General features: G+C 70.2%; 14 protein-coding genes and 1 rRNA gene. 2 read left to right on the top strand and 13 right to left on the bottom strand.

The annotated features are described in order from the left end of the window. Positions 1 to 184: 184 nt before the first annotated feature. A 16S ribosomal RNA gene (locus tag SGFS_RS24260) occupies positions 185 to 1,711 on the bottom strand. A gap of 598 nt (positions 1,712 to 2,309) precedes the next feature. After that, positions 2,310 to 3,317, bottom strand: coding sequence for a stage II sporulation protein M (locus tag SGFS_RS24265; protein ID WP_286253320.1), 1,008 nt, complete (start codon positions 3,315 to 3,317; stop codon positions 2,310 to 2,312). Positions 3,318 to 3,454: 137 nt separating this feature from the next. Between SGFS_RS24265 and SGFS_RS24270 the strand changes: the two genes are divergently transcribed. Next, positions 3,455 to 4,528, top strand: a complete 1,074-nt coding sequence (locus SGFS_RS24270; RefSeq protein ID WP_286253321.1) for an RDD family protein — start codon at positions 3,455 to 3,457, stop codon at positions 4,526 to 4,528. Between the two features lie 137 nt (positions 4,529 to 4,665). On the opposite strand, the gene SGFS_RS24275 is transcribed toward SGFS_RS24270, so the two are convergent. From SGFS_RS24275 to SGFS_RS24310, 8 genes are all read right to left on the bottom strand, one after another. Next, positions 4,666 to 5,280 (bottom strand): hypothetical protein, encoded by a 615-nt coding sequence (locus SGFS_RS24275; protein ID WP_286253322.1) that lies wholly within the window; start codon positions 5,278 to 5,280, stop codon positions 4,666 to 4,668. Positions 5,281 to 5,519: 239 nt separating this feature from the next. After that, positions 5,520 to 6,977 (bottom strand): adenosylhomocysteinase, encoded by a 1,458-nt coding sequence (ahcY, locus tag SGFS_RS24280; RefSeq protein ID WP_286253323.1) that lies wholly within the window; start codon positions 6,975 to 6,977, stop codon positions 5,520 to 5,522. A 385-nt stretch (positions 6,978 to 7,362) separates the two neighbouring features. Then, positions 7,363 to 8,340: a cation diffusion facilitator family transporter gene (locus tag SGFS_RS24285; protein WP_286253324.1), complete on the bottom strand. Its 978-nt coding sequence runs from the start codon at positions 8,338 to 8,340 to the stop codon at positions 7,363 to 7,365. Positions 8,341 to 8,525: 185 nt separating this feature from the next. After that, the gene (gene manA, locus SGFS_RS24290) at positions 8,526 to 9,677 is read right to left on the bottom strand and encodes a mannose-6-phosphate isomerase, class I (protein ID WP_286253326.1); all 1,152 of its coding nucleotides are present in this window, start codon (positions 9,675 to 9,677) and stop codon (positions 8,526 to 8,528) included. Positions 9,678 to 9,754: 77 nt separating this feature from the next. Further along, complete coding sequence (locus SGFS_RS24295) at positions 9,755 to 10,882, bottom strand: SIS domain-containing protein (RefSeq protein ID WP_286253328.1); 1,128 nt, start codon at positions 10,880 to 10,882, stop codon at positions 9,755 to 9,757. Between the two features lie 118 nt (positions 10,883 to 11,000). Next, positions 11,001 to 11,171, bottom strand: a complete 171-nt coding sequence (locus SGFS_RS24300) for a Trm112 family protein (protein ID WP_286253331.1) — start codon at positions 11,169 to 11,171, stop codon at positions 11,001 to 11,003. A gap of 285 nt (positions 11,172 to 11,456) precedes the next feature. Then, positions 11,457 to 12,821: a phosphomannomutase/phosphoglucomutase gene (locus tag SGFS_RS24305; protein ID WP_286253332.1), complete on the bottom strand. Its 1,365-nt coding sequence runs from the start codon at positions 12,819 to 12,821 to the stop codon at positions 11,457 to 11,459. Between the two features lie 146 nt (positions 12,822 to 12,967). Next, positions 12,968 to 13,393 (bottom strand): DUF3499 domain-containing protein, encoded by a 426-nt coding sequence (locus SGFS_RS24310; protein WP_286253334.1) that lies wholly within the window; start codon positions 13,391 to 13,393, stop codon positions 12,968 to 12,970. 294 nt (positions 13,394 to 13,687) lie between these two features. Between SGFS_RS24310 and SGFS_RS24315 the strand changes: the two genes are divergently transcribed. Then, positions 13,688 to 14,137, top strand: a complete 450-nt coding sequence (locus tag SGFS_RS24315) for a metallopeptidase family protein (protein ID WP_286260036.1) — start codon at positions 13,688 to 13,690, stop codon at positions 14,135 to 14,137. A gap of 85 nt (positions 14,138 to 14,222) precedes the next feature. Here the strand turns inward: SGFS_RS24315 and SGFS_RS24320 are convergent, their stop codons facing one another. From SGFS_RS24320 to SGFS_RS24330, 3 genes are all read right to left on the bottom strand, one after another. Continuing rightward, entirely contained in the window at positions 14,223 to 15,713 is a 1,491-nt protein-coding gene (locus tag SGFS_RS24320) for a DUF5719 family protein (protein ID WP_286253335.1), read from the bottom strand. Next, positions 15,710 to 19,348: a glycosyltransferase family 2 protein gene (locus tag SGFS_RS24325; protein ID WP_286253337.1), complete on the bottom strand. Its 3,639-nt coding sequence runs from the start codon at positions 19,346 to 19,348 to the stop codon at positions 15,710 to 15,712. Before SGFS_RS24325 ends, SGFS_RS24320 begins: the two co-directional genes overlap by 4 nt. Positions 19,349 to 19,521: 173 nt before the next feature. Further along, on the bottom strand, positions 19,522 to 19,785 hold the full coding sequence (locus SGFS_RS24330) for a WhiB family transcriptional regulator (protein ID WP_003975777.1): 264 nt from the start codon (positions 19,783 to 19,785) through the stop codon (positions 19,522 to 19,524). Between the last annotated feature and the right edge of the window lie 142 nt (positions 19,786 to 19,927).

Here is a 19,927-nt window from a genome sequence, read left to right on the forward strand (position 1 = left end):
CAACAGCGTGCCCGACCGGACTCCGTCCGAAGATCATGCTTTCCACGCTCTGACGAGCAGTACTCACAGCCTCCGACCCGGAAACCCAGCCGAATAATCAACGTTCCACCCATGAGCTGACCACCGCAGGACGTTTGCCTGCGTAGTGGCTCTGGATCCCTTACGGGATCTAGATGCTCCTTAGAAAGGAGGTGATCCAGCCGCACCTTCCGGTACGGCTACCTTGTTACGACTTCGTCCCAATCGCCAGTCCCACCTTCGACAGCTCCCTCCCACAAGGGGTTGGGCCACCGGCTTCGGGTGTTACCGACTTTCGTGACGTGACGGGCGGTGTGTACAAGGCCCGGGAACGTATTCACCGCAGCAATGCTGATCTGCGATTACTAGCAACTCCGACTTCATGGGGTCGAGTTGCAGACCCCAATCCGAACTGAGACAGGCTTTTTGAGATTCGCTCAGCCTCACGGCATCGCAGCTCATTGTACCTGCCATTGTAGCACGTGTGCAGCCCAAGACATAAGGGGCATGATGACTTGACGTCGTCCCCACCTTCCTCCGAGTTGACCCCGGCAGTCTCCTGTGAGTCCCCATCACCCCGAAGGGCATGCTGGCAACACAGAACAAGGGTTGCGCTCGTTGCGGGACTTAACCCAACATCTCACGACACGAGCTGACGACAGCCATGCACCACCTGTACACCGACCACAAGGGGGCGACCATCTCTGGCCGTTTCCGGTGTATGTCAAGCCTTGGTAAGGTTCTTCGCGTTGCGTCGAATTAAGCCACATGCTCCGCTGCTTGTGCGGGCCCCCGTCAATTCCTTTGAGTTTTAGCCTTGCGGCCGTACTCCCCAGGCGGGGAACTTAATGCGTTAGCTGCGGCACCGACGACGTGGAATGTCGCCAACACCTAGTTCCCACCGTTTACGGCGTGGACTACCAGGGTATCTAATCCTGTTCGCTCCCCACGCTTTCGCTCCTCAGCGTCAGTAATGGCCCAGAGATCCGCCTTCGCCACCGGTGTTCCTCCTGATATCTGCGCATTTCACCGCTACACCAGGAATTCCGATCTCCCCTACCACACTCTAGTCTGCCCGTATCGAATGCAGACCCGGGGTTAAGCCCCGGGCTTTCACATCCGACGCGACAGACCGCCTACGAGCTCTTTACGCCCAATAATTCCGGACAACGCTCGCGCCCTACGTATTACCGCGGCTGCTGGCACGTAGTTAGCCGGCGCTTCTTCTGCAGGTACCGTCACTCTCGCTTCTTCCCTGCTGAAAGAGGTTTACAACCCGAAGGCCGTCATCCCTCACGCGGCGTCGCTGCATCAGGCTTTCGCCCATTGTGCAATATTCCCCACTGCTGCCTCCCGTAGGAGTCTGGGCCGTGTCTCAGTCCCAGTGTGGCCGGTCGCCCTCTCAGGCCGGCTACCCGTCGTCGCCTTGGTGAGCCACTACCTCACCAACAAGCTGATAGGCCGCGGGCTCATCCTTCACCGCCGGAGCTTTCCACCACCAGACCATGCGGCCGGTGGTTGTATCCGGTATTAGACCCCGTTTCCAGGGCTTGTCCCAGAGTGAAGGGCAGATTGCCCACGTGTTACTCACCCGTTCGCCACTAATCCACCCCGAAGGGCTTCATCGTTCGACTTGCATGTGTTAAGCACGCCGCCAGCGTTCGTCCTGAGCCAGGATCAAACTCTCCGTGAATGTGTACCCGTAATCGGGTCGACACCACGAGAGCGGTGCAAGAGGAGGAATGATCCTCTCGCACACAGCGTCCTCGCTGTGTTTACTTCAAAGGAACCTCGCCCCAACCAGACGAACTGGCCGGAGACGGGGTATCAACATATCTGGCGTTGATTTTTGGCACGCTGTTGAGTTCTCAAGGAACGGACGCTTCCTTTGTACTCACCCGAGTATCTTCTCGGGCTTTCCTCCGGGCAGTTTCCCTTCGGTCTTGCGTTTCCAACCTTACCAGATCCGTTTTCCGTTCCGTTCCCGGTCGGATTTCATTTCCGGTGGCCGTTGGAGGGCCTTTGCCTAATTGATTGCCTTGCGGCTTTCTTTCGGCGAGTCCGACTTTATCAGAAGTTCTTGGCCGGACTTACCAGCCGCTCGTTCCTGAATCATCGGATTGGGCTCACTCGGGAAATCTCATTCACGAGAAGCCGATAGATTTTCACTGTCACCCTGGGGTATGTCCACCTCTAGGCAACTGTGCAAATCTACCTCCCCACATGGGCCGTGTCAACAGCTCTTGCGGGAACGAAGAGGAGACTAACAGCCCGGCAGGGGTGTCCGCACATCAGGCCGCCGTAGGGACCGCGGCACTGCGTTCATGCTCCTCGACATCACCCGTGTCACCGGCCCGGACGGCGCGTCCGCCCAGGACGTAGACGTAGGTCAGAAAGGCGAGCTCGGCGAGGATGCCGATGGCGATGCGAGCCCAGGTGGGCAGGCCCGACGGGGTGACGAAGCCTTCGATGGCGCCGGAGACGAAGAGCACCAGCGCCAGGCCTATCGCCATGCCCAGGGCGGCGCGGCCCTCCTCGGCCAGGGCCGCGCGACGGGTGCGGGGGCCGGGGTCGATGAGGGTCCAGCCGAGGCGTAGGCCCGTGCCTGCGGCGACGAAGACGGCCGTCAGCTCCAGGAGGCCATGCGGGAGGATCAGGCCCAGGAAGACGTCGAGGCGGCCGGCCGAGGACATCAGGCCTATGCCCACGCCCAGGTTGAGCATGTTCAGGAGGAGGATCCAGAGGACCGGCAGCCCAAGGAAGATGCCCAGGACCAGGCACATGGCAGCGGCCTGGGCGTTGTTCGTCCACACCTGTGCGGCGAAGGAGGCGGCGGGGTGGCTGGAGTAATAGGTCTCGTACTGGCCGCCGGGGCGGGTCATCTCGCGTAGTGCGTCGGGGGCCGCGATCGCGGCCTGGACGTCCGGGTGTGCGCCGATCCACCACCCCAGGAGTGCCGCCACGAGCGTCGAGAGAAGAGCGGTGGGGACCCACCAGTGGCGTGAGCGGTAGACCGCTGCGGGGAAACCGTGGGTCAGGAAGCGTGTGACATCGCGCCAGGAGGCGCGTCGGGTTCCTGTCACGGCACTACGCGCGCGTGCCACGAGTTGGCTGAGGCGGCCGGTGAGCTGGGGGTCCGGTGCGCTGGACTGGATGAGTGAGAGGTGCGTGGCGGTGCGCTGGTAGAGGGTGACCAGTTCGTCGACCTCTGGGCCCGTCAGGCGGCGCTGGCGGCGGAGCAGTGCGTCGAGGCGGTCCCACTCGGCGCGATGGGCGGACACGAAGACGTCGAGGTCCATCGGGTGTGCTGCTCCTCGTCCTCTCGAACTGCGTGTCAGCTTGTCTTACTGGTCGTACTACGGCGCGATGTGCCCTCAGCTTGGCAGACTGGCCACTCTTGGGGCAGATCAGGGGATGAACTGGAAGGACTACGGGTGTGAGTGAGCTGGTCACGGGTGAGGCGGTGGCGCTGGAGTTGCGTCCCGCGAAGCTGCCGAGTCGAGCGCTGGCCGTGTTGCTCGACCTGTTGGTGGCCGGGTTCGTCTACGTCATGGTGACCCTGGTTCTGGCCTTGGCGTTGGCCGATCTGGACGAGGCCGCGCAGACGGCAGTGTCCATAGCGAGCTTCCTGCTCGTGCTGGTGGGGGTGCCGATCGCGGTGGAGACGCTGAGCCATGGGCGTTCACTGGGAAAGCTGGCGTGCGGGCTGCGAGTGGTGCGGGACGACGGTGGGCCCATCAGGTTCCGGCACGCGCTGGTGCGCGGTGCGGTCGGGGTGGTGGAGATCCTGATGACTTTCGGGGTCGTCGCGTGCATCGCCTCGCTGGTGTCGGCTCGGGGGCGGCGGCTCGGCGACGTGTTCGCGGGGACGCTCGTCGTACGGGAGCGGGTGCCGGCCGGGCGGACGGGGTTCGTGCCTCCGCCGCCGCACTGGCTGGTCGGACGGTTCTCCGAGCTCGATCTCTCCGCCGTTCCGGACGGGCTGTGGCTGGCCGTTCGCCAGTACCTGACGCGGATGCATCAGCTGGAGCCGCGGGTCGGCGTGGCGATGGCGGAACGTCTCGCCTCTGATCTCGCGGCGTGCACGGGGACTCCGGCGCCGTACGGGGTTCCGCCGGCCGCGTATCTGGCGGCCGTGGTGCACGAGCGCCAGGCGCGGGAGGCTCGGCGGGCGTTCGGGGGTGCGGCCGTGGTGGGCGGTGCGCCGGGGGCGGTTCCTGGGGGTGTCGTGCCGGGGGCTCCGGCGGGTATGCCGGGGTGGGGAGCGCCGGCTCAGCCGCCTGTGGCCTTGCCTTACGCGCCGTCGCCTGCGCCTTATGCGCCGTCCGGCGGATTTGCGAGCCCGGCTGCGCCTGTGGGGGCTGCGGGGCAGTACGTCCCGTCGGCGGGAGCTGTGGGGCCGGCCGAGGGTGCGAGGGTTCCTGGGGCTCCGGTGGCTCCCGAGCCGGTGCGGGAGCCGTCGGGTGGCGAGGGTGGCCGCCCGGCCACCGGGTTCGTGCCGCCTGCCTGAGAAGGTCGCCGCGGCTCTGTTCCTTCTGTCAGCCGTCTTGTCAGCCGTCGTGCGCTCGGTGGCGACGGCTGACCGCTGTGGCGCCTGCTGCTCGAAGCATTCCTCAGTGCGTTGTGGCGCCTGTCGCGAGTCCCTCGTCAGTCGAACGTCGACGGCGGTGTTTCCAGGTGCTCCAGCTCGATTCCGGGTGCCGCGAGGACGACGTCGCCGGCGATGTGGACGGTGTGCTGCTCGCCCGTGTCCAGGGCTGTGACCTGGTATTCGTCCACGGTCAGGGGGGCGTTGTCAGTGGTGTGTGCTTCTCTTGCGATCAAGGCCCAGGACTGGTCCACGGTGCGCGGGGCGAGGACCGGATCGGTGAAGGCGACGAGGCGTACGCGGGTCGCGGGCGCGGAGGGGGTGAGGCGCAGGAGACGGGTGGTGGCGATGAGGAACGCCGGGGAGGTGCCGGTGAAGGCGTGGGCGCGGACATTGCCTTCGGTGGCGTGGGTTCCGGTGGGGTCGGTGCGGACCCAGGTGACGCCGTCGAGGGCGGCGCCGCGGATCTGCCAGCTCGCGGCGTGCAGTTCGAGGCGGATGGAGCGGCCGATGTCGTCGAGGGCGAGGTCGACGGAGCCTGCGTGATCGCCGGAGGGGGTGGTCAGTTGGGAGACATAGCGCCAGCCGGAGGGGCCGGGTGCGCAGTGGAAGTGTTCTTCGGCGAGGAGGGTGTGGTCGTGCGGGTCATGGAGCGAATACCGGCCGCGGGGCATGAAGGTCCTGGGTCTTGATGGGCTGGTCCGGCCGACGGTCGGGCCGCGGTCCGACGGGTAGGCCCCCCGGCACGGGGGTGCGGGGGGCCTACCGGGAAACCGTCGGCTCGGGAGCCGCTGCGCGAGTGTGTCGGCGCACCGACGCGCTCGGCATGTGCAGCGCCTTGGGCTCGCGTACGGCGGTCGGCGCCGACCGCCGTACGGGTGCCACGGCGTTGTGCGTGATCAGTGGTACGTGATCAGTAGCGGTAGTGGTCCGCCTTGTACGGGCCCTCGACCTTCACACCGATGTACGAGGCCTGCTCGGGGCGGAGCGTCGTGAGCTTCACGCCGAGCGAGTCGAGGTGGAGGCGGGCGACCTTCTCGTCGAGGTGCTTGGGCAGTGTGTAGACGCCCACCGGGTACTCGTCGGGCTTGGTGAACAGCTCGATCTGGGCCAGCGTCTGGTCCGCGAAGGAGTTGGACATCACGAACGACGGGTGGCCGGTGGCGTTGCCCAGGTTCAGCAGGCGGCCCTCGGAGAGGACGATGAGGACCTTGCCGTCGGGGAAGGTCCAGGTGTGGACCTGGGGCTTGACCTCGTCCTTGACGATGCCGGGGACGTTGGCGAGGCCGGCCATGTCGATCTCGTTGTCGAAGTGGCCGATGTTGCCGACGATGGCCTGGTGCTTCATCTTGGCCATGTCCGAGGCCATGATGATGTCCTTGTTGCCGGTCGTGGTGATGAAGATGTCGCCCTTGTCGATGACCTCGTCGAGGGTCGTGACCTGGTAGCCGTCCATCGCGGCCTGGAGGGCGCAGATCGGGTCGATCTCGGTGACGATGACGCGGGCGCCCTGTCCGCGCAGGGACTCCGCGCAGCCCTTGCCCACGTCGCCGTAGCCGCAGACGACGGCGGTCTTGCCGCCGATGAGGACGTCGGTGGCGCGGTTGATGCCGTCGATCAGGGAGTGGCGGCAGCCGTACTTGTTGTCGAACTTCGACTTGGTGACGGCGTCGTTCACGTTGATCGCCGGGAAGAGGAGGACGCCGTCGCGCTGCATCTCGTACAGGCGGTGAACGCCGGTGGTGGTCTCCTCGGTGACGCCGCGGATCTCCGAGGCGAGCTGGGTCCACTTCTGGGAGCCCTCGGTGATGGTGCGGTTGAGGAGCTCGAGGATGACGCGGTGTTCCTCGTTCTCCGCGGTGTCGACGGAGGGGACCTTGCCGTCCTTCTCGTACTCGACGCCCTTGTGGACGAGGAGGGTGGCGTCACCGCCGTCGTCGAGGATCATGTTGGGGCCGCCGGTGGGGCTGTCCGGCCAGGTCAGTGCCTGCTCGGTGCACCACCAGTACTCCTCCAGGGTCTCGCCCTTCCAGGCGAAGACCGGGACGCCCTGGGGGTTGTCCGCCGTGCCGTTCGGGCCGACCGCGATGGCGGCGGCGGCGTGGTCCTGGGTGGAGAAGATGTTGCAGGAGGCCCAGCGGACCTCGGCGCCGAGGGCGACCAGGGTCTCGATGAGGACGGCGGTCTGCACGGTCATGTGCAGGGAGCCGGTGACGCGAGCGCCGGCGAGGGGCTGGGCCTCGGCGTATTCCTTGCGGATCGCCATGAGGCCGGGCATCTCGTGCTCGGCGAGGGTGATCTCCTTGCGGCCGAACGCGGCCAGGGAGAGGTCGGCGACCTTGAAGTCCTGTCGGTTTTCGACAGTCGTCATTGCGAGCTGCTCCTCGGTGTCGGGTCGAGGGTGGGTAGGGCTGGTCTGCGCGGCGGCGGACACAGGGGTGCCCGAAGAGGACACAGGCATGCCCGCGTGCGCGCAGCGCAGTCCGTCGGAGGCCCTCTCTCCCTCGGCCGGTCCTCGGTGGGACCGCCCGACCGCCATCAGCAGCGACGTCTGGCTCGGTCCCAAGCTACACCGGTCGGCCGGGGTGTCCCCAGTTCGCCTACGGAGAGATCAAGCCGTTGCGGGTAGTTGTGGGGACGGGGGTGCCGTTCCGGGGGACGGGTCGAGGTGGTCGTACGGGCGTTGGTGGGGCGGGAACGGGAAAGGGCCCGCCGGGTGCGGCGGGCCCTTTCCGGGGTGGAGCGGTGTGGTGGGGTCAGTGTTCGGCGGTGGGGGTGGGGCCGCCGGGGGTGGCCTCGGGGTCGGGGCCCTTGGCGGCTTCGGTCTCGCTGTAGATGTCGGGCTCGAGGTAGATGACGCGGGCGATGGGGACGGCCTCGCGGATGCGGGCCTCGGCGGCGTTGATGGCGGTGGCGACCTCGGTGGCCGTCTCGTCGTGCTGGACGGCGATCTTGGCGGCGACGAGGAGTTCTTCGGGGCCGAGGTGGAGGGTGCGCATGTGGATGACGCGGGTGACGGTGTCGCCGTCGACGATGGCCTTCGCGATCTTCGTGACGTTTTCGGCGCCGGCGGACTCGCCGAGGAGGAGGGACTTGGTCTCGGCGGCGAGGACGATCGCGATCAGGATGAGCAGGATGCCGATGCAGAGGGTGCCGATGCCGTCCCAGACGCCGTTTTCGGTGATGAGGGCGAGGCCGACGCCGCCGAGGGCGAGGACGAGGCCGACGAGGGCGCCGAAGTCCTCGAGGAGGACGACGGGGAGTTCGGGGGCCTTGGCGTGGCGGATGAAGTCCTTCCAGGATTTGCCGCCGCGCAGGACGTTGGACTCCTTGATGGCGGTGCGGAAGGAGAACGCCTCGGCGATGATCGCGAAGACGAGGACGCCGACCGGCCAGTACCAGTGCTCGATCTCGTGCGGTTCCTTGATCTTCTCGTAGCCCTCGTAGATGGCGAACATGCCGCCGACCGAGAAGAGGACGATGGAGACGAGGAAGGCGTAGATGTAGCGCTCGCGGCCGTAGCCGAAGGGGTGTTGGGGGGTGGCCTCGCGCTGGGCCTTCTTGCCGCCGAGGAGCAGCAGGCCCTGGTTGCCGGAGTCGGCGAGCGAGTGCACGCCCTCGGCGAGCATCGACGACGAGCCGCTGAACGCGAACGCCACGAACTTCGATACCGCGATCGCGAGGTTGGCGGCGAGTGCCGCCACGATCGCCTTGGTGCCGCCTGACGCGCTCATGTGTCCGGGGTGTCCCTTCGCCTACGCATGTGTGCTGTGCGTCTGCCTGCGCTTGGGCATACGCGTTCGTCCGTCGCCGGGCCGGGCTTTGCCCGCCTTTTGCAGGGGGCATTGTTGCAGCCCGGTCCGGCGCGGGTGCGGCAGGCTGTGGATGAGGTTCCGTCAGGCCGGGGTCGGGGTCGTGCTCAGGCGATCACGGTCGCGCGGAAGAGTGTGCCGGTTCCGGACACTTCGACCGTTTCTCCTGCCGGTACGAAGACGGACTCGCCGGGGGCGAGCGGGTGTTCGCCCGCGCGCACGGAGCCGGCCGTGCAGAGCAGGATCTGCGGGGTCGCGCTCGTGAGGTCGTGCGGGCCTGCTTCTTCGGGGAGGACGTAGCGGGAGAGGCGGAACTCGTCGATGGGGGTCTCGTAGACCTCCTCGCCGTCGGGGGACGCCTCGGGGCGCAGGACGCCGGGGTCGGTCGCCTCGAAGCGGACGATGCGCAGGAGTTCGGGGACGTCGACGTGTTTGGGGGTGAGGCCGCAGCGCAGGACGTTGTCGGAGTTGGCCATGATCTCGACACCGAGGCCGTCGAGGTACGCGTGCGGGATGCCGGCGCCGAGGTAGAGGGCCTCGCCCGGCTGCAGGCGGACGTGGTTGAGGAGCAGGGCGGCGATGACGCCGGGGTCGCCCGGGTAGTGGTGGGCGATGTCGGCGTACGGGGTGTAGGGGCCGCCGAGGCGGGTGCAGGCGGCCGCGGCCTCGGTGACGGTGTGGGCCATCTCCTCGGGGTCGGCGCTCAGCACCGCGGTCAGCACCTCGCGCAGGGCGGCCTCTTCGGGGTGGGCGTGCAGGAGGTCGACGTACGGCTTGAGGGAGTCGACGTCGAGGCCGGCGAGGAGGTCGGCGGCCTGGAGGGGGTCGCGGAAGCCGCAGAGGCCGTCGAACTCGGTGAGGGCGCAGATGAGTTCGGGCTTGTGGTTGGCGTCCTTGTAGTTGCGGTGGCCGGCGTCGACCGGGATGCCGCGGCGTTCCTCGTCCTCGTAACCCTCCTTGGCCTGTTCGAGGTTGGGGTGGACCTGGAGGGAGAGGGGGGCGCCGGCGGCGAGGATTTTGAGGAGGAAGGGGAGGTGGGGGCCGAACTTGGTGACCGTTTGGTTTCCCAACTCGCGTTCCGGTGCCTCGTCGATGACCTCGGTGAGGGGGCCGCGTCCGGTGCGTGAGGGTGCGCCGGGGTGGGCGCCCATCCACATCTCCGCCTGGGGTTCGCCGGTGGGGGCCACGCCGAGGAGGTGCGGGATGGCGGTGGTGGAGCCCCAGGCGTAGGGGCGGATGGTGTTGTCGAGGCGGTCCATGGTGTGTCTTTCTCCGTACGCCGTCCGGGGCCGTGAGCCGTCCGACTTTCTTGCTCTTCCGAGGGCTCGGGTAAAGATCAGGCCGCCGAGGCGAGCGACAGGTAAACGGCGGCGAAATCCGTGATGGCGATCATCTCCGCGAGGGTCTCCAGGTCGGTGCCCTCCTCGGGCTCCAGCTCGCTGAGCGGCGTGTCGTGGCTGAGGGCCAGGTCACGGGCGGCCGGGGCGGCGCTGAGGCCGCCGGTCGGGCGGTCACGGAGGAGCACCACGCTCGCGTGGAGGGCGGGTGGCTCCTCCACGCGGTCGCGGAAGAAGTCTTCGGGGTCGGCGCTGGCGGCGAGCGGGCCGGAGAGCAGGACCATGTGCGAGGCGAGAGCTTCGGGGAGCTGGCCGACGACGGCGGGGCGGCCCGCCAGTTCGGCCAGCGCGGCGGAGAAACGGCGGCCCACGGGGCCCGCGGCCTGGCCCTCGGTCCAGATCACCGGGAGCGAGTCGGCGAGCTCGACGGCGAGCGTCTTGGCGGGGTTGTTGTAGGTGGCGATGGCCGGGCCGCAGCGCTCGGCGACGTGGTCGAGGCGGTCGGCGACCTTCTGCAGGGCGTCCGGTGGGGCCGTGACGAGGCCCGTGCGGTCCAGGAGCGCGAGCATCGGGGTGAGCAGGCCCCACAGTACGCCGGGGGCGGCGGCACCGAGCGGGACCTCCTGCTCGTACGGGGCGGCCGCCATCGGCACGAAGAGGCCGTGGGCGCCCGTCACCGCCTCGGCGACCGGGGTACGGGCGGGGGCGACGGCGACGACCGTGCAGCCACGGCGGTAGGCCTGGTCGAGGAGGAGCGACAGGCCGGGTTCGCTGCCGTCCGGGGTGGCGAGAAGGAGGAGGTCGACCGGGCCCACCCAGCCGGGGAGTTCCCAGCGGAGGGCGCCGGCGGCGGGGGCCACGCCGGTGGGGTGGAGGCGGATGATCGGGCAGCCGGAGCCCGCGAGGGAGCCGAGGAGGTCGGCGACGCCCGCGGAGGCCATGCCGGGGCCCGCGATCAGGACGGCGCGTGGGCGGCCGTCCGGTTTGAGGTCGGGGATGCCGGCCTCGGCGCCGAGGCGTACGGCCGTGCGTACCCGTGCGCCTGCCTCGGCGGCGCCGCGTAGCAGGCCGCGGTGGTCCGCCTCCGACAGGGCGTCGGGGGTGTCGAGCAGCGAGTCGTCGAGCATGGGCGGCAGCCTCCGATCACCGGGTTGCCCTTTTCGCCGGGTTTCCCCACCTATGATTGGTTACACCTGGTGTGTGCGCAGGTTCGTGCGGGTGCGCGGTCCGTGCGGCCCACGGGTGCTACGCGGGGTGGCGGGCCTCGTCGACGAGGAGTACGGGGATGCCGTCGCGGACCGGGTAGGCAAGGCCGCAGGAGTCGCTCGTGCAGACCAGCTCGGCGTCCTCCTCCTTGAGGGGGGCGTGGCACGCCGGGCAGGCGAGGATCTCCAGGAGGCCGGCTTCGAGCGGCATGTCGTTCCCTTCGGGGGGGGCGGATGGTGATGCGGTGCGGCCTGGTCAGAGTACCGCCGTGTGGGGGTTGGCGCCGGGGTTGGGCTGGGCCCGCGGGTGGGCACCCGGGGTGAACCTGCTGGCGGGCGGGTGCCCGGCGGCTGTTTGCTGAGCGGCGTGGGGCGCGCGGCCCGACGCCTACGGGGTGCCGCTGTGCCCACCCGTGCCGCCCCAGCGGCGCGACTGCCCGCGGCCGGGACGGCGGCACGGTCGCCCGCGGCTGCCGGGGTGGGCCGATCCCCTGCCTCAGCCCCTGATGATCCCCAGCACCTCGTCCCTGACCTTCGTCATCGTCGTCTCGTCGCGGGCCTCCGCGTTCAGCCGGAGGAGGGGTTCCGTGTTGGAGGGGCGGACGTTGAACCACCAGTCGGACGCCGAGACCGTGAGGCCGTCCAGCTCGTCCAGGATGACGCCCTCCTGGCCCTCGTAGGCGGCCTTGATCGCGGCGAGGCGGCCCGCCTGGTCGGCGACGGTGGAGTTGATCTCGCCGGAGCCCGCGTAGCGCTCGTACTGGGCGACCAGGCCGGACAGGGGGCCCTCCTGGCCACCGAGGGCGGCGAGGACGTGCAGCGCGGCCAGCATGCCTGTGTCGGCGTTCCAGAAGTCGGCGAAGTAGTAGTGCGCGGAGTGTTCGCCGCCGAAGATCGCGCCCGTTCTCGCCATCTCGGCCTTGATGAAGGAGTGGCCCACGCGCGTGCGTACCGCCGTGCCGCCGTTCTCCTTCACGACCTCCGGGACCGTCCACGACGTGATCAGGTTGTGGATGACCGTGCCCTTGCCGCCGTTCCTGGCCAGCTCGCGGGAGGCGACCAGTGCGGTGATCGCGGACGGCGAGACGGGGTCGCCGTGCTCGTCGACGACGAAGCAGCGGTCGGCGTCGCCGTCGAAGGCGATGCCGAGGTCGGCGCCCTCCTCGCGGACGCGCTTCTGGAGGTCGACGATGTTGGCCGGGTCGAGGGGGTTGGCCTCGTGGTTCGGGAACGTGCCGTCCAGTTCGAAGTACATCGGGACGACGTCCAGGGGCAGGCCGGCGAAGACCGTGGGGACCGTGTGGCCGCCCATGCCGTTGCCCGCGTCGACGACGACCTTCAGGGGGCGGATGGAGGTCAGGTCGACAAGGCCGAGGAGGTGCGCCGCGTAGTCCTCCAACGTGTCGCGCCGGGTGATCGTCCCCGGTGTCGCGGCCGGCTGCGGGGCGCCCGACTCGCTCCAGGACTCGGCCAGTTCGCGGATCTCGGTGAGACCCGTGTCCTGGCCGACCGGCGCCGCGCCCGCGCGGCACATCTTGATGCCGTTGTACTGGGCGGGGTTGTGGGAGGCCGTGAACATGGCGCCGGGCAGGTTCAGCGCCCCCGAGGCGTAGTACAGCTGGTCCGTCGAACACAGGCCGATTTCGCTGACGTTCACCCCGAGCGCGGCCGCTCCGCGCGCGAAAGCGCGCGACAGGCCCGGCGAGGAGGGCCGCATGTCGTGTCCGATCACGATGGCCTCCGCGTCGGTCACCTGCGCGAAGGCCGCCCCGAAGAGCTCGGCCAGGGGCTCGTCCCACTGGTCCGGGACCACCCCGCGCACGTCGTACGCCTTGACGATCGTCGACAGATCAGCAGCCACGGCTGGCCCTCCTGAAGTCCTCACAGTCACCCCAAACTACCCGCCCGAACTGACAGTCGGCTGTGTGGCCTCCGGTGACACGGGGAGAACCCTGCCGGGGGAAGCCTGGTGACGAGTGAGCCGCGACGGGCGCCAAGCAGGTCGCGTCAGTTGTCGGGTGAGCGCAGGACCCTCAGGTGACCTCGGCGCGCGACCTCCATCGGGTCCACCGTGCGTGCGCCGGGGCCTCCGGCCTCCGCGGCGCGCTGCTGAGGACGGGCCGCTTCGCGTACGGCGTTGGCAAGCGCTTCCAGGTCGTCGCCACTGGGGCGCGCCGGAGCCGAGGAGTCGAGCAGTCGGACGACCTCCCAGCCGCGCGGTGCGGTGAGGCGCTCGGAGTGCTCGGCGCACAGGTCGTAGCAGTGGGGTTCGGCGTAGGTGGCGAGCGGGCCGAGGACCGCGGTCGAGTCGGCGTAGACGTACGTCAGCGTCGCGACGGCGGGGCGGCCGCAAGCGGTGCGCGAACAGCGACGTACAGGGCTCACGACGTTGGACGGTACCGCACTCTTGAGCGGGCCGCGACGACTCTGCACCAGGTCACTCCCCCGTGTCGTGCTGTGAAACGGCCCACACGGGCTTCCGAGGCCACCTCGTTGACCTGCGGGTAACCCAACGTCCGGGATATCGAACATTCTCGAACGCGATCAGCAATTGATGCAAAATTGGTTAAAGGTGGTGAAGCTGTCGGTCTCGGAGAGATCGGAATCAAGCCCAAGCTTGGCCGGAATGGTCATGTGGCGACATGCCACGCCCCGGTCGGTGCGGGGATCGGGTCGGCCGCGTGGGGTCCGGCGGGTGGATCTCGTGGGGACTACGCTTCGTAGGTGATGGACAACCTCGTACCGCCCCCCGCCGCCGCGCCCGGGCCCCGTCGCCGCGATCGTCACGGCAGGGGCATGCGTGGCCCCATCGCGCCGCCCCAGGTGCCGCTCGCGGCGAGCCGGGCCGATCTCTTCGCGGATCTGGTGCAGGACTCCGTGGAGCGGCTGGAGCGGCGGTGGCCGCAGCTGGTCGACATCGACTTCCTCGTGCTGGAGGTGCCGCGGCTCGATGGGCCCGGGGAGACGTGGAACGACGAGGCGGTGCCGCTCGGCGGGACGATTCCGGCACGGGACGGGCGACCGGCTCGGGTCGTGGTGTACCGGCGGCCGGTGGAGATCCGGACCAAGGGGCGGGACGAGCGGGCCGCGCTGGTGCACGAGGTCGTCGTCGAGCAGGTGGCGGAGTTGCTGGGATTGAATCCGGAGGCTGTGGATCCGCGGTACGGGGAGGACTGACCAGGGGGGTGGGCGAGGCGGGTTTCGCCGTCGCCGCCCCCACCCGTCCCACTCACTGGGGGCTGCACCCCCAGCCCCCCGGCGCCTACTTCTGCAGCACCGACAAGTCCTGTTCCGCCTCCGGTACCGCCACCGTGCCCCGGTCGTCCGGGAGGGTTTGGACGGTGAAGGCGGGGACTCCGTCGAGGGTGGAGGCGAGGGTGCGGGAGGCGTAGAGGCGGCCACCGGAGAGCCGTTCCACCGTGAGGGCGTAGGTGCCCTTCAAGCCGTTCGGGGCGGGCATGTCGACGTTCTGGGTCGTGCCTGCCTTGATCGTGAACGTCTTTGTCGTGGGTGTGCCGCCACCGCTGCCCGCGGATGCCGTGACCTTCACCTTGGCCGCGCTGCCGGTGGCGGTCAGGGCGAGGGTGGTGCCCTTGGCCCGGTTGTCGGCGACCGTCGCGCGTGAGCCGACCGGGCGGGTGGCGGGGATGAACGCCGTCTCCTGGTCGGCGCCCTTGCCGCGGACGATCCGGAGGGCCGCCACCACGGGGACGGAGCTGTCGGTGGGCGTCAGGATCAGGGAGCCCGCCTCGCCTCGCGTGACGTCGCCGAGGTCCGCCGCCGCCGTCATGCCGGCCTTCACATGGAGCGTCTCGTTGCCCGCGGGCGTGATCTGGCCGGAGGGCGAGGCCAGGCGGACGTTCAGGTCGGCGTCCGTGTCACCGGGGGCGAAGGCGATCAGCCGTACGTCCGTGGCGTCCTTCGGGATGCCGGGGAGGACCAGGTCGGCCGTGGGGTCGGTCGAGGCGGCCAGCCAGTCGCCGCCCTGCTTCTCGTCCAGGGCCTGGACCGCGGCGGCGACCCGGCCGCTGCGGACGCTGATGCGGACCGTGAGGTCGGCCTCCTTCGCCGTGGCGAGCGTCGACAGCAGGACCGGCTCGCTGGAGCGGGGCCGGACTGTGATCCCCTCGCCGACCGTCGACTTCAGGGCGCCGTCCTTGCCGTACAGCTCGATGTCGACCACGGCCGCCGCGTCGTCCGGGTTGGTCAGGTGGACGTAGTCGGTGCGGCCCTCGGAGGTGCTGACGCCCGGGAACCAGAACTCCGTGTCCGGGGCCGTGCAGTTGACGCCGAGCAGGCCGCGGCCGATGCCGGCGGCGACCTCGGTGGTCTGCTGGACGGTCCAGCCGGGTGCGAACTTCCCCTCGGCCGTGCCGATCAGCGCGGGCGAGTCGCCGCTGTCGGTGCTGGTCGTCACGGGCTTGCCGGGTTCCTTCAGCTCCAGGACCGGCTTCTTCGCCTTCTTCGACTTCTCCGTCTTGCCGTCGGTGCCTGTCCCGCCCGCCGCCTCCAGCGCCGCGCTTCCGTCGCTGCCCGTGCCCTTGGTGACGGGTGTGAACGATGTGTACGCGGTCTCCGCGACGTCCGAGGTGCTCGGCTGGGGGCAGAGCAGACTCGTGCGTTCCACGGGGAGTTGGGCGGCCGCCGCGGTGGTGTCGCCGCCGACGGCGTCGGGGGTGCTGAGCACGGCGAAGCCGGTGACGGCGGCGAGCGCGGTCGTGCCGGCGAGCAGGGACAGGGTCGTGCGCTTCACTGCTGGCTCCCGTCGGGGCGCTCACTGTCGGTGCCGGTGCCCTGCGACGGGTCGTACGGCGTCTCGTAGCCCTGGGTGTACGTCTGGTCGTAGGAGGCGTTGTTGCCCCCGTAGGAGGCGTACGGGTCGTACTGGGCGCCCTGGTAGGGGTCGGTCTGGTAGTGCTGCTGGTCGTAGCCCCCGCCCTGGTACTGGCCCTGGTACTGCTGGTCGTACTGGCCGTACTCGGTGGCCGCGCCCGCGTAGGCCGACTGGTCCCACTCCCCGTACGCCTGCTGTTGTGGGACCGCGTCGGGGGCGAGGGGCTCCTCCGCGGGAGGAGCAGGCTCGGTGGCGTCGGCGGACCGGTCGGCCTCGGCCTCGGAGTCCGCCTGGGCGCGCAGTCGGCGGGCGCGCCGGCCGTCGCCGGTGCTGTCCTGCGCGGGCACGGCGACCGGCTCGTCGGGGAGGTCGTCGTCGACGTCCCGGCGGCGGCCGGGCAGGGCGAGCACCACGAGGACGACGGCGAGCGATCCCTGGACCCACAGCCAGGCCGTGTGGCCGGCGGGGGCGTCGAAGGTGATGTCGAGTTTGCCGCCGGTGGTGGGCAGTTCGAAGCCCTGGGCCCAGCCGTCGACCGTGGTGGGGGTGAGCGGCTTGCCGTCCAGGGTGGCCGTCCAGCCCTCGTCGGCGGTGTCGGCGAGGCGGAGCACCCGGCCCGACGCGCCCGCAGGGATCGTGGTGTGCACGTCGACGGGGCCGGCGGCGATGGGCTGCGGGGTGCCGGAGGCGGTCTCGATGGTGGCGCGGGCGACCTGACGGTCCAACCGCCACAGGGCACTGCCGTCCTGCTGGCCGAGGCGGCTCAGGCCGGGCGTGGCGTCCAGGACGCGGCCGACCTCGCGGGGCGCGCCCTCACGGACGAGGACGTAGCGCACGGCGAAGCCGCCCAGTTCGTCGCTCTGGTCGGCGCCGGAGCCGGCGACGAGGTTGGCGACGACCTTGTCGAGCCGCTTGTTCTCGCCGCCGGCGGCCGCGAGTTCGGCGTCGCCGAGGCGGGCGCCGGAGCCGCGGACCAGGGTGTAGCCCACGCGCGCGGTGGTGTCGCTGTCCAGGACGAGGGTGCGGGCCTGGTCGCGGGTGCCGCTCTCCTCGGCGACGAACGCGGGCACCTGTACGGGGTCGCGGCGCTCCAGGGGTCCGTCGGCGCCGCCGAGCATCCAGCCGAAGGCGGCGAACAGCGGGCCCACGGCGGCGGCGAGCGCGATGAGCGCGGCCACCGGCTGGCGCCAGCCGAAGCTCTGCTCGGCCACACGCGCGCGTGCCCCGTCCGCGCCCAGTACGGCGGCGGCCAGGAGGGCGATGCCGTAGACGAGGGTGGCGGGTCCGGCCCAGGTGGACTTGTTGGAGAGGACCGCGAGGACGAGGGCGACCAGGGCGGCGGCCCAGGCGGTCCGGATTGCCCACTGGCGCTCGGAGCGCAGCAGGGCGGCCAGCGCGGCCAGGACGACGCCGATGAGCATCAGCCCGCCGACCGTGCCGGGCCCGCCGGGGCTCGCGCCGAGCAGATCGGTCGCGGAGGCCGCGCTCGGTCCGTACTCGAGGCCGGCCTGGGTGAAGAAGCCGAACGGCAGCAGCGTCAGCGACCAGGGGGCGAGGATCAGCAGCGGGGTGCCCAGCTGGGCGAGGAAGCGCAGCCCGTAGGGGACGATCTCGCGGCGACGCACGACGAGGAGGCCGAGGCCGAGGAGCAGCGCGATGGGCCACACGATCGGGGTGAACGCGGTGGTGATCGTCAGCAGCAGGGCGTACGCCCAGGTGGCGCGCCAACTGCCACGCGCCCCCGAGGTGTTCGCGAGCCCGCTGGCGGCGGCGCCCGCGCGGGCGATCAGCGGCAGCAGGATCGCGAGGACGGCGGTGCCGATGCGGCCGCCCGCGAGCGCTCCGGTGGCGGCGGGCAGGAAGGCGTACACGACGGCGGCCCAGGCGCGCAGCAGCCGGGACTCGACGAGGGGGCGCGAGGCGAAGTAGGCGGTGCAGCCGGCCAGCGGTACGGACGCCACGAGGAGCACGGTGACGGCGAGCCCGGTGGAGCCGAGCAGCAGGGAGGCGAGCGTGGCGAGGATGGCCAGGTAGGGCGGGGCGGCGTCGGTGCCGCCCGTGCCGACGGGGTGCCAGGCGTCCACGTAGCGCGACCAGAGCTCGGCGGAGTCGGCGGGCGCGGGCAGCAGGGCGCCGCCGGCGAGCGCGCCGCCGCCGAGGAGGTCGCGGCAGGCGGCGAGCGAGGCCAGCAGCAGGACGAGGAAGAGCACCGGGCCGGGTTTGCGGGCGATGCGCTTGAGCCGGGCGAACTGCTCGATCTGCAGGAAGTCGGCGTCTTCGTCGCCGGGCCCGGACTCGACCGCTCCGCCGTGCCGTCCGGCCGCGGCGGTCTCGGTGTCCGAGTTGCCGAACAGACTGCCCGCGGCCTGTTCGACGGTGGCCCGGATGGTGGCGCCGGGGGGCGGGAACAGGGGGCGCATCTCGCCCTTGTCGACCTGGGAGCGGCCTCTCTTGTTGCGCCCGGCGATGATCCGCTCGGGTCGCAGGAGCACGCTCAGCAGGCCGCGGATCTCGTCGACGGCCTGGCCGGGGACCTTGCCGACGAGGTAGGCGACGATCCGCAGCAGGGTGCCGAGGACGACGCGCAGCAGCACCCAGGGCAGCTGTGCCGTACGGGAGTTGACGAGGAGGGTGTAGACGGCGCCGGCCTTGTCGACCATGTGCGGGGAGGCGGCGCTGCGGCCCACGCAGTCGACGGTGCGGCGCTCGCGGGAGGAGGCCTCGGCGTGCCGTACGACCGCTTCGGGGGCGACGAGGACGCGGTGGCCGGCGGACGTGGCGCGCCAGCACAGGTCGACGTCGTCGCGCATCAGCGGCAGCCGGCGGTCGAAGCCGCCCAGCTGTTCGAAGACGTCACGGCGGATCAGCATGCCGGCGGTGGAGACGGCGAGGCTCGGGCGTACGTGGTCGTGCTGGCCCTGGTCCTGTTCGCGGCGGTCCAGGCCGGTCCAGCGGCGGCCGGAGTTGGCGATGGTGACGCCGACCTCCAGGAGCTGGCGGCGGTCGTACCAGCCGCGCAGCTTGGGGCCGACCACGGCCACGTCGTCGCGGCCGAGCTCGCGTTCGTTCTCGACGGCCCGCAGGAGCTGGGCGAGGGCGTCGGGCTCGGGGGCGCAGTCGTCGTGGAGCAGCCACAGCCACTGTTCGGGTTCGCCGTGCGGGAGCTCGGGCATGTCGTACGTGTCGTCGCGCCAGGTGCGGGTCACGGGGTCCCAGCCGCTGGGGCGCTTGAGGTACGGCAGGTCGTCCGGGGTGAGGACATCGGCGGTGCGGTTGACCTCGTCGACGGCCTGGCCGAAACCGGTGCGCCGGGCGAGGTGCAGGACCCGGTCGGGGCCGAGGGCGTCGGTGAGCAGCCGGGCGGAGTCGTCCGCGCTGCCGGTGTCGGCCGCCAGGGCGTTCTGGACGGGGCGCTCCTGGCCGAGCAGCCCGGCGAGCGCGTCGGGCAGCCAGCGGGCGCCGTCGTGGGCGACGAGGACCGCGGTCACCACATGGCGTGGGAACTCAGGAGTGGCAGCGTCGTGGTGGGCTGCCGTGTGGCTGTGCACGGACATCGAGGTACGGGCCCCGGTTCGCTGGACTGCGGTGGACGTCCGCGCCCCCTGGGGGCATCGGGACGTCTCGGACGGAGGCCCACACTAACGGCTGCACAAGATCGTGGCCCGCCGCCTGTGGATAACCCATGGGTGACGGGCCGTACGTTCGGGAAGGGGGTGTGTCCGGCGTCTCAGACGGCGGCCTTCTTCAGGCGGCGGCGTTCCCGCTCGGACAGGCCGCCCCAGATGCCGAACCGTTCGTCGTTCGCCAGGGCGTATTCGAGGCACTCGGAGCGGACTTCGCAGGCGAGGCAGACCTTCTTGGCCTCGCGGGTCGAGCCGCCCTTCTCGGGGAAGAAGGACTCGGGATCGGTCTGGGCGCACAGCGCGCGCTCCTGCCAGCCGAGTTCCTCGTCCGCGTCGTCGACCAGCAGTTGCTGCACGAGCTCGGTCATGTGCGCCCCTCGTCCGTCTTTCGCGTCCCCGTCGTGCGGCCGTTTACCGATTTCGGCTGAACGACACGAGTGAAATTACAAGTGTGCTGCTACGGGCGAGTCAAGCCGAGATCTGCTATTGGGCCCCTTATTCACTCTGCGG

The organism is Streptomyces graminofaciens (assembly GCF_030294945.1).
Classification (GTDB): Bacteria; Actinomycetota; Actinomycetes; order Streptomycetales; family Streptomycetaceae; genus Streptomyces; species Streptomyces graminofaciens.

Coding starts and splice junctions, on each gene's coding strand:
- SGFS_RS24285 (WP_286253324.1), bottom strand. CDS start 8,340: ATGAGCGCGTCAGGCGGCACCAAGGCGATCGTGGCGGCACTCGCCGCC.
- ahcY (WP_286253323.1), bottom strand. CDS start 6,977: ATGACGACTGTCGAAAACCGACAGGACTTCAAGGTCGCCGACCTCTCC.
- SGFS_RS24295 (WP_286253328.1), bottom strand. CDS start 10,882: ATGCTCGACGACTCGCTGCTCGACACCCCCGACGCCCTGTCGGAGGCG.
- manA (WP_286253326.1), bottom strand. CDS start 9,677: ATGGACCGCCTCGACAACACCATCCGCCCCTACGCCTGGGGCTCCACC.
- SGFS_RS24300 (WP_286253331.1), bottom strand. CDS start 11,171: ATGCCGCTCGAAGCCGGCCTCCTGGAGATCCTCGCCTGCCCGGCGTGC.
- SGFS_RS24315 (WP_286260036.1), top strand. CDS start 13,688: ATGGACAACCTCGTACCGCCCCCCGCCGCCGCGCCCGGGCCCCGTCGC.
- SGFS_RS24325 (WP_286253337.1), bottom strand. CDS start 19,348: ATGTCCGTGCACAGCCACACGGCAGCCCACCACGACGCTGCCACTCCT.
- SGFS_RS24330 (WP_003975777.1), bottom strand. CDS start 19,785: ATGACCGAGCTCGTGCAGCAACTGCTGGTCGACGACGCGGACGAGGAA.
- SGFS_RS24265 (WP_286253320.1), bottom strand. CDS start 3,317: ATGGACCTCGACGTCTTCGTGTCCGCCCATCGCGCCGAGTGGGACCGC.
- SGFS_RS24275 (WP_286253322.1), bottom strand. CDS start 5,280: ATGCCCCGCGGCCGGTATTCGCTCCATGACCCGCACGACCACACCCTC.